Origin of the sequence: Haemophilus sp. Marseille-P9675, from assembly GCF_916862695.1 — a bacterium.
Taxonomy (GTDB): domain Bacteria; phylum Pseudomonadota; class Gammaproteobacteria; order Enterobacterales; family Pasteurellaceae; genus Haemophilus; species Haemophilus haemolyticus_K.
Genome location: NZ_CAKASP010000002.1, coordinates 201,695 through 219,404 on the forward strand (window position 1 = coordinate 201,695; position 17,710 = coordinate 219,404).

Here is a 17,710-nt window from a genome sequence, read left to right on the forward strand (position 1 = left end):
TTGAGGTATCTACTCTAGTGAAATCTTACAAGATTTTGATTATGTGTAACACTTATATTAATGCTTACAATCCCATAACCATTCTAGATCTTGCAAATGCTTAATCTCTTTTTCGACAATATATTTTTGGATATATTTACGTACTTTTTCATCAGAAAAACGAGCTGAAAGATAAGGTTGTTGTACTTTTTGAGCATATTGAAACTGCACAAAACCACACTGAGGCAAATCACGGCCCCTCATCATATTTACCTGCCAAGAGGGATTTTCTTTTGTTGGTGAATACACAACATACCCCTCTAGTTCAGTCGCATTAGGAGATTTGTCAGGAACAATATCAAAATGAAAATGCTTTACCCCCGTATTGCGATAAATACGCTCACGTAACGCAATACGCGATGTTATTGAACGCGGAGGATGATTACGATCAAAAAGCACTTCTATTTGTGACTGCCAATTTTCTAAGGTATCTGGCTTCGCAACATAAACATATCGAGCTATCGTATCTAAATCTTGACTACCCGCAAGTACATAATTTTTTCCATTATGCTCAATTTGGGTAGGAATATTAAGTTGTGTTAATTTAGTTGCACAGCCTGAAAGTAAAAGTGCGGTCAATATGATAAAAATTTTATTCATTGATATCTCGCTTAAATACAAATTCGGTTTCAGTTGATGATGTTGAATCAAACCAATAACCACCTAAATCAAATTCTTTTAATTGTTCAATTTCGGTTAAACGATTTTGAATAAGATAACGGCACATTAAGCCTCGAGCTTTTTTAGCATAAAAGCTAATTACTTTGTATTTGCCATTTTTATTGTCTAAGAAAACAGGCTTAATAATTTGGGCATTAAGATGGTTTTCTTTAACCGATTTATAATATTCATCTGAGGCTAAATTTATCAGAATATTATCACCTTGTTCATCAATAGCTTGTTGAACCGCTTGGGTAATCACATTTCCCCAAAAGGCGTACAGATCTTTTCCTTTTGGATTGACTAATTTTGTGCCCATTTCTAATCGGTAAGGTTGCATTAAATCAAGCGGTTTTAAAAGTCCATAAAGGCCAGAAAGCATACGTAAATGGGATTGTGCAAAGGCAACATCATCCTCAGAAAGTGAATCAGCATCTAAACCAGTATAAACATCTCCTTTAAATGCAAATAATGCAGCACGGGAATTGTTTTCATTGTGAATTTTTGTCCATTCAGCAAAGCGTGCAACATTTAGACCGGCTAACTTATCGCTGATAGACATAAGTGATGAAAGATCTTGCGGAGAAAGTTTACGACAAACTTCAATAAGCTGTTCGCTGTAATCAGTAAAGTGCGGTTGAGAAACAGAAAAATTTTTTACCGCACTTTCAAAATCAAGAGTTTTAGCGGGAGAAATAATAGCTAACATAGTCATCCTTTTATCAGAGATAATCCTCGGTATTTTAGCATAAGTTAATAGTCTGAGGCAGACAATGATTTGGTCTTTTTTGAAACTATCACAAACACCAAGGTTCATTTTATAACCAACTCTACAACATAAAAAAATAAATGCTAGTCAAGCTAATAAAATTGGGCTAGTATAATCCCATAAGAATTACCTGGGGTGTTCGTCAGTGGGCTATGTCCCTGAGCCGATACTTTAAATCTTATAAATTGGTTTCCTATCGTTGGTGTGTAGGCTTAACCTTTGACTCGTTCATTGGGCTAAGAAACCTGAAAACGGTATCAACTGATTTCCTTGAACCGTCGGGTTCAAGGACTACTGCCCGCAGCGGCACTCTGGGTCCTATCTTCTCCTTTCATTTCTATGAATATTCAAAAACGCCAGCAAATCCGCTCTGAAATTCGAAAAATACGAGCAAATTTAACCGCACTTCAACAGCAACAAGCTGAACAATCAGTGACTCAACAGGCGTTAAATCTTATCGATCAACGACAAGCCAAAAATATTGCATTATATTTTTCTTTTGATGGTGAAATTTCGACAAAAACCTTAGTACAATCCCTTTGGATACAAAACAAAAATGTGTATTTGCCTGTTTTACATCCTTTTACTCAACATCATTTATTGTTTTTACACTATTTACCTAATACGCCAATGAAACAAAATCAGTTTGGTATTTGGGAGCCGAAGCTGAATGTTCAAAATGTTTTACCATTAAATGAACTGGATATTTTATTCACGCCATTAGTGGCTTTTGATAAACAGGGAAATCGCCTTGGCATGGGCGGTGGGTTTTATGATCGCACGTTACAGAATTGGCAAGATAAATCTTTTATTCCGGTAGGTTTAGCACATCAATGTCAGCAAGTAGAAAATCTTCCCACTGAGCATTGGGATGTCCCACTATTCGATATTTTGGTGGGTTGAAACCTATCATCAAATTTTTATTGATAGATAAAATCAAAAATATTTCAATTTTTCTCTTGAAATCCCTTTAAACGATCTTACTTAATTTAGGCAAACGGCGAAAGCCAAAACCAAATTGAGGAAAGTGTATGAACATTGAAAAATTTACAACAAAGTTCCAAGAAGCTTTAAGCGAAGCACAATCACTTGCTATCGGAAAAGATAATCAATTTATTGAACCCGTGCATTTATTGACCGCACTTTTAAATCAACAGGGCGGCTCAATTGCACCAATTTTAACTGCAAGTGGCGTAAATGTAACTTTATTGCGTAATGAGTTAAAGACTGAACTAAATAAATTGCCGCAAGTGATTGGCAATGGCGGTGATGTACAACTTTCACGCCAGCTCATTAATTTACTCAATCTATGCGATAAATTTGCACAACAAAACCAAGATAAATTTATTTCAAGCGAATTATTTTTGCTTGCAGCTTTAGAAGAACGAGGAGCGCTCAGCGATATTTTGAAAAAGTGCGGTGCGAAAAAAGAACAAATTTCGCAAGCCATCCAGCAAATTAGAGGGGGACAAAACGTGAATGATCAAAATGCAGAAGAAAGCAGACAAGCATTAGAAAAATATACGATTGATTTAACTGCTCGTGCAGAAAGTGGCAAGCTTGATCCTGTGATTGGGCGTGATGAAGAAATCCGTCGAGCGATTCAAGTATTACAACGTCGTACCAAAAACAACCCTGTGTTAATTGGTGAACCGGGTGTAGGTAAAACCGCTATCGTGGAAGGTTTGGCACAACGCATTGTAAATGGTGAAGTTCCAGAAGGTTTGAAAAATAAACGCGTACTTTCATTAGATATGGGGGCGTTGATTGCTGGTGCGAAATATCGTGGTGAATTTGAAGAGCGTTTAAAAGCGGTTCTCAATGAACTTTCGAAAGAAGAAGGTCGCGTTATCCTCTTTATTGATGAAATTCATACTATGGTCGGCGCGGGTAAAACCGATGGTGCGATGGATGCGGGTAACTTATTAAAACCAAGTTTAGCGCGTGGTGAATTACATTGTGTGGGTGCAACAACGTTAGACGAATATCGTCAATATATCGAAAAAGATGCCGCACTTGAGCGTCGTTTCCAAAAAGTCTTTGTGGACGAACCAAGTGTAGAAGATACTATTGCGATCTTACGTGGTTTGAAAGAACGTTATGAAATTCACCACCATGTAGATATTACTGACCCTGCGATTGTCGCTGCAGCAACGCTTTCACACCGTTATATTTCTGATCGTCAGTTACCTGATAAAGCCATTGATTTGATCGATGAAGCGGCGTCTAGCATTCGTATGGAAATAGATTCTAAACCTGAACCGCTTGATCGTCTTGAACGTCGTATTATCCAACTAAAATTGGAACAACAGGCGTTACAAAAAGAAGAAGACGAAGCAAGTCGCAAACGTTTAGAAATGTTAGAGAAAGAATTGACCGAAAAAGAACGTGAATATGCTGAACTTGAAGAAGTGTGGAAATCTGAAAAAGCAACGCTTTCTGGCTCTCAACATATTAAACAAGAATTAGATACTGCAAAAACCGAACTAGAACAAGCTCGTCGTGCGGGTGATTTAGCTAAAATGTCTGAGTTGCAATATGGCCGCATCCCTGCTCTTGAAAAGCAACTCGAGCAAGCTGAAACCAGTGAAGGAAAAGAAATGACGCTTTTACGCTATCGCGTCACGGATGAAGAAATCGCAGAAGTGCTTTCTAAAGCTACAGGCATTCCAGTATCAAAAATGATGGAAGGCGAGAAAGAAAAACTCTTGCGCATGGAAGATGAACTACATAAACGAGTGATTGGCCAAGAAGAAGCAGTTGATGCCGTCGCAAACGCGATTCGTCGTAGTCGTGCTGGTCTTTCCGATCCTAACCGCCCAATTGGTTCTTTCTTGTTCCTCGGTCCGACAGGTGTAGGTAAAACAGAGCTTTGCAAAACTTTGGCTAAATTCTTGTTTGATAGTGAAGATGCCATGGTGCGCATTGATATGTCTGAGTTTATGGAAAAACACAGTGTCTCTCGCTTAGTCGGGGCACCTCCAGGTTATGTTGGTTATGAAGAAGGTGGTTATTTAACTGAAGCTGTTCGCCGTCGTCCGTATTCAGTGATCTTGTTAGATGAAGTAGAAAAAGCCCATACGGATGTATTCAATATCTTGTTACAAGTATTGGATGATGGCCGTTTAACTGATGGGCAAGGTCGTACCGTGGACTTCCGTAATACCGTGGTGATCATGACCTCTAACTTAGGTTCTGATTTAATCCAAGGTAACAAAGAGGAAAGCTATAGCGAAATGAAGTCCTTAGTGATGTCGGTTGTTAGCCAACATTTCCGTCCGGAATTTATCAACCGTATTGATGAGACAGTGGTATTCCATCCGCTTGGTAAAGAGAATATTCGTGCGATTGCAAATATTCAATTAGAGCGCTTAGCAAAACGTATGGAAACTCGCGGCTATGAATTGGTGTTTACTGACGCTTTATTAGATTTCATTGGTGAAGTGGGTTACGACCCAATTTATGGTGCACGTCCATTGAAACGTGCAATTCAACAAGAAATTGAAAATGGTTTAGCTCAGGAAATATTATCAGGTCACTTATTGCCAGGACAAGTCATTGTTGATTATATAGATAACAAAGTCCAAACAAGACAATAACCAATTAAAAGAAGCCATTTAGTTAATACTAAATGGCTTTATCATAAGTACAACCAAATTTCGATTTATTTTAATATAAACATCGGCGTATCACTGATTGGATCACGGTGAATAATGACGTCCAAATCAAACACTTCTTTTAACAAATCCTCTGTCATCACTTCATCCGGGGCTCCCTGTGCCATTACAGCACCTCTTTTCATCACAATTAAATAATCGCAATAACGACAAGCTTGATTAAGATCATGCAATACAGTAATCACTGTTTTTCCATTCTGCTGCATTTGTCGCATCATGCCCATGAGTTCAGCTTGACGGTTTAAGTCCAGATAAGTGGTGGGCTCATCGAGTAGCACTAATTCAGCATCTTGCGCAAGTGTCATGGCTAAGAAGACGCGTTGTTGTTGACCACCGGATAAATCGGAAACCAACTGTTCGGCGAGTTCGGTAGTTTGTGTTTGCACCATCGCCCAATTAACCAATTCTTCATCTTTTTGGCTGAGTTTACCCCAGAGGTTTAAGTAAGGCGAACGCCCGTAAGCGATCAATTCGCGTACTTTAATGCCTTCAGGTACCAAGTGTTGCTGCGGGAGAAAAGCCAATTCTTGTGCATATTCTTTAGGGCTTTTTTGCCAAATATCCTGACCTTTATGGGTGATTGAGCCTTGCTTCGGTTTAAGCAAGCGAGCCACCGCTTTTAATGTGGTGGACTTACAGCAACCATTTGGGCCGATTAACGCAATCACTTTATTTTTCGGGAATTTTAGCGACAGATTTTTAACCACGAGTTTATCTTGATAACCTAAAGATAAATTATTGATTTCAATGCTCATTATTTAGTTCTCATCAATAAGTAGAAGAAATATGGCGCACCGATAATCGCGGTCAGAATACCTGCCGGCAGTTCCGTTGGTGGGTCAATCACCCGCGCCAAAATATCCGAAAGTTGTAATAAGAGGGCGCCAATAATCAAGGCTGCCGGTAATAGGGTGCGATGTCTGCCACCGACTAAACGACGAGCAAGATGCGGCGCAACTAAGCCTAAAAAGGCAATCGGACCACAAATTGCCACGGCTGTAGTGGAAAGGGCCACCGCTAGCACTAAAACGCTAATTTGCACTTTATTTACCGTCACGCCCAAGGTGGAGGCTTTGTTTTCACCTAAACCAAGGGTGTCGAGATCGCGACAGAAAATAAATGGCAAGGGTAGCAATACCACTAACCATGGCAATACCACATTTAAATAAGACCAGCTGCGCCCCCATAGGCTTCCTGTAAGCCATAACATTGCCGTATTGATCTCGACCGGATTGGTAAGCATCAGATAATGACTAATGGCTGCCCACAATGCGGAAAGTGCGACCCCAATGATTGCCATTTTGATAGGGCGGAAGTTAAAACCGCACACGATCCATAAAATGACAAAAGAGAGCACACCGCCTAAAAAGGCAAAAATTGGCATCCAGTAAAATGCTAAGTTTGGTAGGAACATCAATACCGAAACAGCAACCAACCCCGCCGCATTGTTAATCCCTAAAATATCGGGAGAAGCAAGCGGATTACGCACTACGCTTTGCACTAGCACACCGGAAATTGCTAAGGCGCCGCCTAATAAAATCGCTAACACCGCACGGGGGAGGCGATATTCCATCAAGGTAAAATAGTTTTTATCGTCAGGCTGAAAGGCTGCCCAAATTTCTTCAAAGGAAAGCGTATAAGTGCCGAGACGAATACTCAACCCAAAGAGTAGTACCATCAGACTAAGCGTAATGACATAAAAGCCGATAGCGCGAAAAGATACATGAGAGGTTCGCATTAGTGTCTTCCTCTGGCAAATAATACAAAGACTGGGGCACCGATTAAGGCAAGCACCGCACCAGCAGGCACTTCGCTAGGAAAGTTGACCGCGCGGGCAATGGTGTCTGCAGCGAGCATTAAAATTGCGCCGAGTAACATCGCCATAGGGAGCGATTTTCGCAAGTCATAACCAATCCAATAGCGTGCCAGATGGGGCACGAGTAAGCCGATAAAGGCTACTGGGCCAGCAACACTGACGCTTGAACCTACAATCAATAACGCCATGATGTTAGCGTACCAACGTAAACGGAAGAGATTGATGCCTAACGAACGCGCAGATTCATCGCTTAAATTGAGTAAATTTAAACGACTAGCAAAGAATAGACAGAAAAGTGCGGTCAAAATAAAGAACGGAAATAACGTCAATAATTCATTCCAACGAGCATGTGCAATGCCGCCAGCTAGCCAACTCATAATACCGAAGGCATGATCTTCCGCGATAATCAGCACCAATTTAGTGAGTGCTGCACAAAGTAGTGATACGGCAATCCCTGCTAAAATCACTCGGCTACGATCTCCACTGTTATCTTTCCAGCCATTGCTGATCAGCATCACCACAAACCAACTCAGACCGCCACCGATACTAGCCACTAAGGCAATGCTATAACCAGAAAGAATCAAGGGGCTAAACGCACTGGCGGTTACCATTGCAAGACTAGCACCCGAGTTCACGCTGAGTAGCGTAGGGGAGGCAAGCGGATTGCGCGTAATGGTTTGTAACAACGCCCCCGCCACCGCAAGATTTGCACCTAAAATCATGCCAACTAATGCACGCGGTAGGCGTAAATCGGTTACCGTAATTTTGGCAATTTCGTCGCCATCGGGGAGGAACGCTTGTAAAGCTACAAGCGGTCGAATTTCGATGGGATAATACAAAAACAGGCTTCCCCATAATAGGAAAGCCAGAATGATAAGGGGAAGTCCCCAACGGAAAGTAGACTTCATCATTATTTTTGTTTCACGAAACCTTCAATTTGTTTCGCCATAATTTTGCTCGCTTCTAAGCCACGACCACGAGCCCACATGTCCGAGTCAACGCTGTAAACATGATTTGCTTTTACGGCAGGAATGGCTTTCCAAAGTGGCTCAGCTTCCCATTTGCGCGCAATACTTTCATCACGATAATGGGCAATGAACAAGTATTCCGGTTTTTCCATTACTAATTGTTCAAGGTTGATTTCCACGAAAGCTTGATCGCTATTGAGTTTAGTTGGCGCAAAACCTAATGTCGTTAAGAAACTTCCCACATAGCCATTGTCATTTTGGATATTAAATTTATCTTCTCGGGAAGTACCAAATGAGGCTTTTTTGCCTTGCACACCTAAATTTTTTGCGATGTTGGCAATGTAATCATTATGTTCATTGATTTTTGCTTTCATTTCGCTACTTTTACCGACTAAATCACCAATTTTCTGCGCGGTTTCAAGATTTTCTTGGTAGCTTTCATGACGAGAATCGAACATCACTGTTGGCGCAATTTTTTTCAATTCTTCAAACACCGCTGTGTGACGGGAAGGATCGGCAATAATTAAATCGGGTTTGAGGGAAGCAATCACTTCAAGACTAGGTTGAGAACGCGTACCAACGGATTGCCATGCAGCAATTTTTTCGCGTACTTGCGGCAAAATACGCTCAACTTTATTATCGTCAGCCACTCCCACAGGACTTACCCCCACTTGTGCTAGGGCATCTACGAAAGAATACTCTAATGCCACCACTCTGGTTGGGGTTTTATCAAGGGTAAACTCACCATTAGCATCTTTTACCGTTACTGCACCGGCGAAAGTAGATGCCATTAACAATACAGAAGTGAGAGTTGTTTTTAATAATTTTTTCATGACATGTCCTCCAGTAATAAAAACGAGGTAATTATACACAAAAAAATGAATTGATAATGATTTTCTTTTGATTGAATCCTAAAATTACTGAATTCTTGCTATATAGCATTTTGTTATTTCTAATAACATCTAAATATTAATTACTAAGAGGCTACTTTAAAACAGAAATAGCGCGTTAAATACGTGTTATTTTAGACCGCTAACATAGCTCTAGAAGTTTGATCTAATAGACATATCAAACAAGAAAATGCCTATGCTTAAAAATACTGCCCCTCCTCTATATGAACTCAAGATGATAAGTCTTTAGCAATTGGTTCAACAAGACCATCTTGTTCACAAAGTAGCGAGATCCATTGATTTTGAATTTATCCATGATGAGGGCGCTCATCTTTATTGTCAGGATAACGGTCATCCAGCTGTTGACCCTATTTGATAGTTTAAAATAATACTGTTGGGCTATCTCTTTGGTATTAAAAGTGAACGGCAATGGATAAGCCAATGTGGTTTACCACTGGTTTTAGGGATGTCCTTAACAAAAAAGTGATTGACACCAGCACACTTAGCCAAAATAATCTTCGTCGTTTTAATGGTGCGGATGTATTTGAGCATATTTTTTACTTGTATCGTATGGAAAGCAATTGAAAAAGGCTTGATGGGGGCAAGTATCCGTTTACAGACAGTACCCATTTAAAGCTAGCGCTAATAAGAACGAAAAACATAATAAAAAGTATAAGGTACAAGTCAGTCAGTATATTGATATGCTCACCCAAGATGTGGTGAAAATACGAAAAAAGGAAAGAAGCCGTTAAAAGCGAGTGAAAAAGTGGCAGAAATCAAAGACATCAAGGCAAGCATAGGATTATTTTAAATACCTTTGCCTCGGGCAGGTAATATCAATGACAACTAACCCTATATTGCTCACCTTAATTCCTCGACATAACGCTTTCAGCTCCTCCCAAAAAAGCCGTCAGGCTTGATGCTGACTATTTTACCGCCCCTATCACAGAAAGCTTGGCTCGCCGAGAGGTTATTAGTGTATTTGATTATCATCGCCCGAGCAAAATCAAAAAACCGAAAGGCTGATTACCTGACACACTTATCAAGCTACGATAGAAAACGTCGATACAGTTAAGTCATCGGAGCAAGGGAAAAACTCTACGAAACTGACTGCTTGAATGGCAATCTAAAGTGAAATGTAATAGAAAGAGACAAAACCCACCTTTATACCAGATGGTCTATAAAGTGGGTTTGCCTGAGGTATAAAATCGAGTGTTAAATACACGCTATTTTTAAATTTTATTTTTTAGGTAACGCATCAGTCGAAGCATTAAATTTTACATTTGATGAAGTGTAAGCCTCAAAGTGCGGATGTTTTTTCATAAATTTAATGAAACTTTCCGCATCAGGCAAGTATGTATCAACGCCTTCATATTTTGGATCATTAAATAATTTACCAAAAGTTTTGTAACCATCTTTACCGCTAGCTACATAAGCATTGGTACCAACAAGATAACGTTTATTATCATCAATTGGTTCCCATTGTTGGGTTTGTTTATTCAAGACTTCCACACTCACTAAGCGTTTACCTTCCGCATTTGGTGTTTCATTCGCTTCGTAACGAATACCTGCTCCATAAGGGAATGCCCCTGTAGAACCATCAACTAAAGCAAATTGCATCGCATCTTCAAGCACTTGTTTCACTAACGAACCTTCCATTTTATAGGTATATAACGTATTACCGAAAGGCAAGAAAGTATAAGCATCATTAAAAGTCACATTGCCCGGTAAAATATCCGCACGCACACCACCTGCATTTTGAATGGTTAAATCCACTGTTTTGAGTTCGTTATACATTGTTTCTGCAATAAAACGCGTTGCGATAGAACCTTCTGGATTTGAGCCTGCTTTATTTGGGATACGGTTTGCTGAACCACCCGGCATTGCAGAACCAGTGATAACACCAACAATTTCTTGTGCTAAACGATCTTTTTCACTTTTATATTTTGAAATAAGCATGTCTGTTTTTGCATCATGATCATCAAGTGAAATACTCTTCATTGATTTTAAAGTATCAAGTGCTTTTTTACGTTCATCGCCAGTTAATTCAGTCCATTTACCCTCCGCATTTTTCACTTGAAGTTTATGAGAACTCATTAACACGTGAGGAATTTTACGAGTAATAGACGCAATACCTTCAGGACTGAATTTAACACCTAAATCCCCCACAACAGCAGAATAAGCCCAACCCTCCATTACAAACACCGGTTCGCCATTCGGATTTTTAAATTCAAGCGGATATTCATAGATTACTGGTAATTTTAAACCACGTAATTCATCATTTCCGTATAAATAATGCGAATCGCCAGTAACGATCACATCAATATCATTAACTTTTTGCGCGATTTCGATATTTTTTTCACTACCTGCGTGTGAAAGTAGGATGATTTTATTAATACCTTGTTGTTTTAGCGCATTTGCCATAATTTGTGCGGTAGCAATTTCATCATAGAACTTCACATCTTTACCTGGTGAAGAGGAATTAACCGTTTTATTCACGGTGTCTAAACCGATAATAGCAATTTTTTCTCCATCCACAGTGAAAATATCGTAAGGTTTCCATTTGTTATATAAAATTGAATTTTTATCAGGAATAACATTAGCTGAAAGTACTGGGATTTTTAATGGCTCGAGTAGTTTTAATAAACCTTCATTACCCGCATCAAATTCATGATTACCCAAAGTAAAATAATCAAAATTACCTGCATTCATGACAGCCGCATCAGCGGAACCACCAAAAAGGGTGAAATACAGCGTACCAGTAATCGCATCACCAGCATGTAGCACCAATGGATTTTTATACTTTTTGCGTAACTCATAAAGTTTTCCATTCACAGCAGAAAAACCACCAATATCCACTTTTGTTTGTTGACCATTTAAATTAATTCTCGCTTCGTGCGGTTCCAAGTAAGAATGATGGTCATTAATATGCAAGATACTTAACTCCACAGCTTTATGTGCTTGCGGCACTTCTTTAGCAAAGGTTGTGCCTGAGCAAAGCATTGCTAATGCACTAACTGCAAAGGTAACTGATTTTTTAGATAAAAACATAATGGCTCCTTATGAGTAAACGGATTAATTTAAGCCTTCAAGCATTGCTTGGAAAGTCTTATAACGAATAGTATAGTTATTGTGTTGAAGATTTTCACGCGCTTGATCTAAATACGAAAAATCATCAACCTCCACCCCTTTAAATTGGCGAGCAAACATCATATTAGCTAGAGCGAGGCGGGGCTTAATTTCAGAAGATGGGGTTATCAAACTCACTCGATTCTCAGTAATAGAAAAAGTTGTTTGATTAGGAAAATCTTGATGTATCTGTTCAATAATTTTTTGAAATATGCCTTTAGCATCCAAAGACAATAATATGATTTGATCTGGTTTGGCTCCCCGTTCTAGCAAAGCCTGAACAAATTGCTCCGAATTATCTGTTTGACGAATATAAATTTTTGCCTGCTCATTCGCCAAAAAAGACACTAGCAAGTTTTTCTTCATTTCCTGAATTAAATTAGCATCGCCAGTATTTATCGGTTCAAAGTATAAATAATCAAGAAATTTAGGGGTGAGATTTTTATCTGTTTTAAAAATGCGAGTGAGGATTTTTTCGCTTATTTGGATCTGATTATCTAGGAATTGAGGAGGTAAAGAAAAAAGCGCGGTGAGTTTTTTCTGTAAAATCGAAACTTGTTGCTTTTCTTGTTTGGCTAAAGCGATTGAAAATTGTTGCTTTAAAGCTTCAGGTGACTCAGCAGATACTGATTGTTGAGAAGACGAAGGAGGACTCGCTACCACAGATTGTTGAATGCCAATACATGACGCTAATCCAAGTAACACTGAATGAAAACCGATTTTCATAATAAACCTCATTTAACTGATATTTTATCAATGTGAAATACCGCTTAACGCGTAAACTTGACCTAAAACTGCTTGAGAGTTTCTTAGATTATACGTAAAACAAAATTGTATGTGAATGATAATATTTACCTTTTCAAGAGAAAATAACGTACCTATTATAATGGTCATCCAAAACTTGCAATTTTGTTCAAAAAGTATAAAATCTTTAAGCTTTTTGTCTATATATACAGAGAAAAAAGTAAGCTATATTCTTAAATCGCTTTCGAGTTTGGGAATATTCTTTTAGTAATTAAACATTTAGAGGAAGGTTATGGTAACCATTCGTTTATCTCGTGGCGGAGCTAAAAAACGCCCATTTTATCAAATCGTAGTAGCTGACAGCCGTTCACCACGTGACGGTCGTTTCATTGAGCGTGTAGGTTTCTTCAACCCAATCGCACAAGGTAACGCAGAACGTGTTCGTATCGACCTAGACCGTGTTAACCACTGGGTTGGTCAAGGTGCATCACTTTCTGATCGTGTTGCGAGCTTGGTAAAAGAAGCTCAAAAAGCAGCATAATTTTGCTTTTTGATTTAGTTCTTAAACTAAGATAGGTGAGAAATATGGAACAACAACGTATTGAAGTTGTGGGCAAATTAGGCTCAACCTACGGTATCCGTGGGTGGTTACGTATTTATTCATCAACAGAACAAGCTGAAAGCATTTTTGAGTATCAGCCTTGGTTTTTAAAAATCAAAGGTGAGTGGCAGCCAACAGAATTAGAAAACTGGCGTCATCATAACCACGAAATCATCGTGAAATTAAAAGGCGTTGATGATCGTGAAGTCGCACAAATTTTAGCAAATGTTGAAATTGGTGTGGATTTATCTGTTTTCCCAGAACTAGAAGAGGGTGATTATTACTGGCACGATTTAATTGGTTGCTCAGTCGTAAACCTAGAAGGTTATACAATGGGAACGGTAACAGAAATGATGGAAACCGGTTCTAATGACGTGTTAGTAGTTAAAGCCAATACGAAAGATGCTTTTGAAAAACAAGAGCGGTTAATTCCGTTTTTGTATGAACAAGTAGTTAAAAGAGTCGATCTCACCACGAAAACAATTGAAGTGGATTGGGACGCTGGTTTCTAATCTCAAGTATGCACAAACGTAATGTAGTAGGCTTTTTATGTGGATAGGGGTGATTTCATTATTCCCCGAAATGTTTAAAGCGATTACGGAATTTGGGGTTACAGCTAGAGCTGTAAAACATAATCTTCTGCAAGTGGAATGTTGGAATCCAAGAGATTTTACATTCGACAAGCATAAAACCGTGGATGATCGCCCTTATGGTGGTGGCCCGGGAATGCTGATGATGGTGCAACCTTTACGGGATGCGATTCATGCTGCGAAAGCAGCTGCAGGAGAAGGCGCAAAGGTGATTTACCTTTCGCCACAAGGACGTAAACTCGATCAAGGCGGCGTAACCGAGCTTGCTCAAAATCAGAAATTGATTTTGTTATGTGGACGTTACGAAGGTATTGATGAGCGATTGATTCAAACTGAAATCAATGAAGAATGGTCAATCGGCGATTACGTTCTGACCGGTGGGGAGTTGCCGGCAATGACATTAATTGATGCTGTTGCGCGTTTTATTCCCGGTGTACTAGGCAAGCAAGCCTCCGCAGAAGAAGATTCTTTTGCAGATGGTTTATTAGATTGCCCGCATTACACCAGACCGGAAGTGTTAGAAGGATTAACTGTACCACCCGTGCTGATGTCGGGACACCACGAAGAAATTCGGAAATGGCGATTAAAACAATCGCTAAAAAGAACGTGGCTCCGACGCCCTGAGCTCTTAGAGGGCCTAGCTCTGACTGACGAACAACGTAAACTGTTAAAAGAGGCGCAAGCCGAGCATAGCAGTTAGTTTCAGTTACATCTAGGATCAATAAAGGATCAAACAATGTCTAACATTATCAAACAACTTGAACAAGAACAATTAAAACAAAACGTACCTAGCTTCCGCCCTGGTGATACTTTAGAAGTTAAAGTATGGGTAGTTGAAGGTAGCAAACGTCGTTTGCAAGCATTCGAAGGCGTGGTTATTGCAATTCGTAACCGTGGCTTGCACTCAGCATTTACTTTACGTAAAGTATCTAACGGCGTAGGCGTTGAGCGTGTATTCCAAACTCACTCTCCAGCTGTAGATTCTATCGCTGTTAAACGTAAAGGTGCAGTACGTAAAGCTAAACTTTACTACTTACGTGAACGTTCAGGTAAATCTGCTCGTATTAAAGAGCGTTTGGGCGAATAATTTCGCAAAGAAAAAGGCTTGGAATTCCAAGCCTTTTTTGTTAGGTTATTTAATCCGTTCTTCGATAATCCCGCCGCCCAAACAAACCTCACCAAGGTAAAATACGGCAGATTGCCCTGGTGTGACGGCTGATTGAGGTTCATCGAAAATCACTCGAATAGTTTCATCATCAATCGGTTCAATCACACAAGAAATATCTTGTTGGCGATAACGTGTTTTCACCGTGCAACGTAATAACTCTCGAATTGGTTCACGATCAACCCAATGTAATTGGCTAGCAATCAAACCTTTTGAAAATAAACGAGGATGGTCATGCCCCTGAGCGACAATAAGTTCATTATTTTCCACATCCTTATCTACCACATACCAAGCCTCATCACCCGCATTTTTCAAACCACCAATGCCTAATCCTTTGCGCTGTCCCAACGTGTGATACATCAAACCATCATGGCGACCAATAATTTCACCATCAACAGTACGAATATCGCCAGGTTGAGCAGGTAAGTAACGAGCTAAGAAATCCTTAAATTTACGCTCACCAATAAAACAAATACCTGTAGAGTCTTTTTTCTTCGCTGTAATTAAACCAAGATCTTCAGCAATAGCGCGAACAATGGGCTTCTCGATTTCACCAACGGGGAATAAACTTTGCCCTACTTGTTTATGGCTTAAGGTATAAAGAAAATAACTTTGATCTTTATTGGCGTCTAGACCACGTAATAATTTTACATTTTCATCATCACCAGCTCTACGTACATAATGTCCTGTTGCAATGTAATGGGCACCAAGATCTTCAGCTGCATATTCTAAAAATGCTTTAAATTTAATTTCTTTATTACACAAAATATCTGGGTTCGGCGTGCGCCCTGCTTTATATTCAGTCAGAAAATGCTCAAAGACATTATCCCAATATTCTGCCGCAAAATTAATTTTATGTAGTTTAATACCCAACTTATCACATACAGCCTGAGCATCTGCAAGATCAGCTGCTGCAGTGCAGTAATCCGTATCATCATCTTCTTCCCAGTTTTTCATAAACAGGCCTTCCACCTGATAGCCTTGCTGTTGAAGAATAAAAGCTGACACAGAAGAATCCACTCCGCCAGACATACCACAAATCACTTTTTTTGTCGCATTTCTCGCAAGCTGCTCTTGCGTCAGTTGAGGAAAGTGTTGATTATAAGTATTTGAAATTAACATAGTTCTCCCGTAACTTCGGTTAAGGCGAAGCACATTGGTCATTGAATGAGAAAACGGCAAAATAATTTTGCCGTTAATTTTATTTTGCACATAAAGTGCGGTCATTTTTGAGCAAGTTATTTCACTTCATAAAATTGCGAATCATCATCTTTTTTCGCAAATTTTTGCTCATATTCAGCTTTCGCTTGTTCATCGCCCGCATCTAATTTTGATTGAAGCGTGTCACACGGTTTATCACAATCGCAAGCTTTGGCAATACCAAGGGCAGATAAACCACCGCAGCTGCCTTTTAAACTTTGTTTTTTGATAATAAATCCGATAGACATCAACAATATAATTGCGACAAAAGCGATTAAAGTAAAAAATAAAGTTTGCATAACTATTCTTTTGTTTCTGTTAATTTTTTGAAAGCAGAGGATGATTTTGTGATAAAACCATTATCTGTTTTAATGATTAAGTAAACGGCAATATTATTTTTCTCTGCCACTTCTAACGCCTTGTCTTCACCCAGCACAAATAAACCTGTTGATAAGCCATCTGCAGTCATTGAGGTTGGCGCAAGGACCGTAATTGAGGCTAAATGATGCTGAATTGGGTAACCTGTTTTCGGATCAATTTCATGAGCAAAGCGTTTACCATTTTCTTCAAAGTAAATACGATAATCGCCAGAACTTGCCATTCCCATGTTGTCTAATCCAATTACAGCTTCAACCGCTCTTTCACCTGTTGTAGTTGGTTTTTCGATTGCGATCTGCCAAGGTTTGCCTTCAATATTTTTTCCTTTCGCACGAATTTCACCACCGATTTCAACCATATAATTCTGAGTATTTAGTTGTTCTAACTTTTCAGCCACCTGATCAACGCCAAAGCCTTTAGCAATCGAGGACAAATCGACATAAACTTGAGGAAGTGCTTTGCTTAATGTCGGTTTTGCACCACTCATATCGAGGGCAATTTTATCAATACCAACCCAAGCTTGGCGTTCAGCTAATTGTTCTGGCGTAGGTTGTTTTTCTGGGCGTTTTTCAGGACCAAATCCCCATAAATTCACAACAGGACCAACAGTTACATCCAATGCACCTTCAGTCACTTTGTTTAAACGAATCGCTTCAGCTAATACTTTGGCAAAATCTGCTGAAATTTCAATCGGTGTATTCACTTGGGTATTTTGATTGAAACGGCTCAGTTCCGAATCTTTTTTGTAAGTGGACATTTTCGCGTTTACATCTTTTAAGATTGCTTCAATTTCTTCATGCGTCTTTTCAGATGTTGCTTTCATTGAGCCTTCATCAAGGTATTTAACATGATAAGTTGTTCCCATTGTTTTACCACTTAATGAGATAACTTTTGTTTCTTTTTGACAGGCTGCAAGACTTAATGCCATTGCTACCGCCATGATACCGCTTATTAATTTTTTCATCTGGATTTCCTACATCTGTGAATTACTGGCAAACTCAACAAAACTTACCTGTAATCATAGAAAATTTTCTAAAAATACCTTAAATTTTGACCGCACTTCATCACAAAGTGCGGTCAGTTT

At 39.3% G+C, this 17,710-nt stretch carries 17 protein-coding genes, 1 other RNA gene and 1 pseudogene; 8 read left to right on the forward strand and 11 right to left on the reverse strand.

What is annotated here, in order from left to right:
• Nucleotides 1-57: 57 nt before the first annotated feature.
• The gene (locus tag LIX50_RS04590) at nt 58-639 is read right to left on the reverse strand and encodes a hypothetical protein (RefSeq protein WP_048953919.1); all 582 of its coding nucleotides are present in this window, start codon (nt 637-639) and stop codon (nt 58-60) included.
• Nucleotides 632-1,408: a peroxide stress protein YaaA gene (gene yaaA / locus LIX50_RS04595; protein WP_048953920.1), complete on the reverse strand. Its 777-nt coding sequence runs from the start codon at nt 1,406-1,408 to the stop codon at nt 632-634. The genes LIX50_RS04590 and yaaA overlap by 8 nt, the downstream gene beginning before the upstream one ends.
• Nucleotides 1,409-1,592: 184 nt before the next feature.
• Between yaaA and ssrS the strand changes: the two genes are divergently transcribed.
• The 3 genes from ssrS to clpB all read left to right on the forward strand — a co-directional run bounded on the left by ssrS (nt 1,593) and on the right by clpB (nt 5,067).
• Nucleotides 1,593-1,790, forward strand: a non-coding RNA gene (ssrS, locus tag LIX50_RS04600) — 6S RNA.
• 17 nt (nt 1,791-1,807) lie between these two features.
• The gene (locus tag LIX50_RS04605; protein ID WP_048953921.1) at nt 1,808-2,371 is read left to right on the forward strand and encodes a 5-formyltetrahydrofolate cyclo-ligase; all 564 of its coding nucleotides are present in this window, start codon (nt 1,808-1,810) and stop codon (nt 2,369-2,371) included.
• A gap of 128 nt (nt 2,372-2,499) precedes the next feature.
• Nucleotides 2,500-5,067, forward strand: a complete 2,568-nt coding sequence (clpB, locus tag LIX50_RS04610) for an ATP-dependent chaperone ClpB (RefSeq protein ID WP_048953922.1) — start codon at nt 2,500-2,502, stop codon at nt 5,065-5,067.
• Between the two features lie 65 nt (nt 5,068-5,132).
• Here clpB and fecE read toward each other — a convergent pair whose 3' ends face one another.
• Genes fecE through LIX50_RS04630 form a run of 4 tightly spaced genes read right to left on the reverse strand, consistent with a single transcriptional unit; the run spans nt 5,133 to nt 8,762 of the window.
• Nucleotides 5,133-5,900, reverse strand: coding sequence for a Fe(3+) dicitrate ABC transporter ATP-binding protein FecE (gene fecE, locus LIX50_RS04615; protein WP_048953923.1), 768 nt, complete (start codon nt 5,898-5,900; stop codon nt 5,133-5,135).
• Nucleotides 5,900-6,883 carry a Fe(3+) dicitrate ABC transporter permease subunit FecD gene (gene fecD / locus LIX50_RS04620; RefSeq protein WP_048953924.1) on the reverse strand — a complete coding sequence of 328 codons (984 nt, stop codon included), beginning with the start codon at nt 6,881-6,883 and terminating at the stop codon, nt 5,900-5,902. Before fecD ends, fecE begins: the two co-directional genes overlap by 1 nt.
• Nucleotides 6,883-7,872, reverse strand: coding sequence for an iron-dicitrate ABC transporter permease FecC (gene fecC / locus LIX50_RS04625; protein WP_111328249.1), 990 nt, complete (start codon nt 7,870-7,872; stop codon nt 6,883-6,885). Before fecC ends, fecD begins: the two co-directional genes overlap by 1 nt.
• The gene (locus LIX50_RS04630; RefSeq protein ID WP_048953926.1) at nt 7,872-8,762 is read right to left on the reverse strand and encodes a Fe(3+) dicitrate ABC transporter substrate-binding protein; all 891 of its coding nucleotides are present in this window, start codon (nt 8,760-8,762) and stop codon (nt 7,872-7,874) included. Before LIX50_RS04630 ends, fecC begins: the two co-directional genes overlap by 1 nt.
• A 310-nt stretch (nt 8,763-9,072) precedes the next feature.
• Between LIX50_RS04630 and LIX50_RS04635 the strand changes: the two are divergent.
• Nucleotides 9,073-9,830: pseudogene (locus LIX50_RS04635) on the forward strand (transposase); the annotation flags it as partial.
• 228 nt (nt 9,831-10,058) lie between these two features.
• Here LIX50_RS04635 and nadN read toward each other — a convergent pair.
• Nucleotides 10,059-11,870: an NAD nucleotidase gene (gene nadN / locus LIX50_RS04640; RefSeq protein ID WP_048953927.1), complete on the reverse strand. Its 1,812-nt coding sequence runs from the start codon at nt 11,868-11,870 to the stop codon at nt 10,059-10,061.
• A gap of 24 nt (nt 11,871-11,894) precedes the next feature.
• Nucleotides 11,895-12,674: a hypothetical protein gene (locus tag LIX50_RS04645; RefSeq protein WP_048953928.1), complete on the reverse strand. Its 780-nt coding sequence runs from the start codon at nt 12,672-12,674 to the stop codon at nt 11,895-11,897.
• 310 nt (nt 12,675-12,984) lie between these two features.
• On the opposite strand from LIX50_RS04645, the gene rpsP reads away from it, so the two are divergent.
• From rpsP to rplS, 4 genes are read left to right on the forward strand one after another with little or no spacing between them, the layout of a single operon-like run.
• A complete protein-coding gene (gene rpsP / locus LIX50_RS04650; protein ID WP_005626429.1) occupies nt 12,985-13,233 on the forward strand; it encodes a 30S ribosomal protein S16 in 249 nt (82 codons plus the stop codon).
• Nucleotides 13,234-13,277: 44 nt separating this feature from the next.
• Complete coding sequence (gene rimM / locus LIX50_RS04655) at nt 13,278-13,805, forward strand: ribosome maturation factor RimM (protein ID WP_048953929.1); 528 nt, start codon at nt 13,278-13,280, stop codon at nt 13,803-13,805.
• Between the two features lie 37 nt (nt 13,806-13,842).
• Nucleotides 13,843-14,583, forward strand: coding sequence for a tRNA (guanosine(37)-N1)-methyltransferase TrmD (trmD, locus tag LIX50_RS04660; RefSeq protein WP_226385902.1), 741 nt, complete (start codon nt 13,843-13,845; stop codon nt 14,581-14,583).
• A 36-nt stretch (nt 14,584-14,619) separates the two neighbouring features.
• Nucleotides 14,620-14,970, forward strand: coding sequence for a 50S ribosomal protein L19 (gene rplS / locus LIX50_RS04665; RefSeq protein WP_005626422.1), 351 nt, complete (start codon nt 14,620-14,622; stop codon nt 14,968-14,970).
• A 45-nt stretch (nt 14,971-15,015) separates the two neighbouring features.
• On the opposite strand, the gene mnmA is transcribed toward rplS, so the two are convergent.
• The 3 genes from mnmA to LIX50_RS04680 form a co-directional block, all read right to left on the reverse strand.
• Entirely contained in the window at nt 15,016-16,170 is a 1,155-nt protein-coding gene (mnmA, locus tag LIX50_RS04670) for a tRNA 2-thiouridine(34) synthase MnmA (protein WP_106014025.1), read from the reverse strand.
• Between the two features lie 116 nt (nt 16,171-16,286).
• Nucleotides 16,287-16,547 (reverse strand): (Na+)-NQR maturation NqrM, encoded by a 261-nt coding sequence (gene nqrM / locus LIX50_RS04675; protein WP_005633372.1) that lies wholly within the window; start codon nt 16,545-16,547, stop codon nt 16,287-16,289.
• Between the two features lie 2 nt (nt 16,548-16,549).
• Nucleotides 16,550-17,590 carry an FAD:protein FMN transferase gene (locus LIX50_RS04680; protein WP_048953932.1) on the reverse strand — a complete coding sequence of 347 codons (1,041 nt, stop codon included), beginning with the start codon at nt 17,588-17,590 and terminating at the stop codon, nt 16,550-16,552.
• Between the last annotated feature and the right edge of the window lie 120 nt (nt 17,591-17,710).